Origin of the sequence: Rhodococcus sp. B10, from assembly GCF_011770055.1 — a bacterium.
Classification (GTDB): Bacteria; Actinomycetota; Actinomycetes; order Mycobacteriales; family Mycobacteriaceae; genus Rhodococcoides; species Rhodococcoides kyotonensis_B.
The window spans coordinates 1-392 of sequence record NZ_JAAFYV010000127.1 but is presented as its reverse complement, the minus strand read 5'-3'; the positions used below and the strand labels follow the sequence as shown (position 1 = coordinate 392).

Sequence of the window (392 nt, the reverse complement as noted above, 5' to 3'; positions counted from 1 at the left end):
GATCACGAGACTGCGCGCGCAGCTGCTGCACCAGATGCCGGACTTCCTCGACAACCTGGTCCGCCTCACCGCGCTGGGCAACAGCCTGCAGGCCGCGTTCCAGGTGTCTTCGATGCAGACCAGCGCGCCACTGCGCGGCCTGCTGGACACCACGGTGCGCTATGCGCGCAGCGGCATGGAGCTGGATCGTGCATTGAGCCTGGCCGCACAGCCGTACCGCATGGACGTGCTGAAGGTGCTGGCGGTGGTGATCGGGGTGAGCATGCGCATCGGCGGGCGCGCCGACCAGATCCTGCAGCGCATGGGTGATTTCATGCGCGACCTGGAGCAGGCCCAGCAGGAGTTGGCCGCCACCACGTCGGAAACCCGCATGTCGGCCTGGGTATTGGGGC

1 protein-coding gene is annotated in these 392 nt (G+C 67.6%); it reads left to right on the top strand.

Annotated elements, in window-relative coordinates:
• Positions 1–392 (top strand): type II secretion system F family protein (locus tag RhoFasB10_RS25975; protein ID WP_206031395.1); only part of this gene is annotated, 392 nt, incomplete at both ends.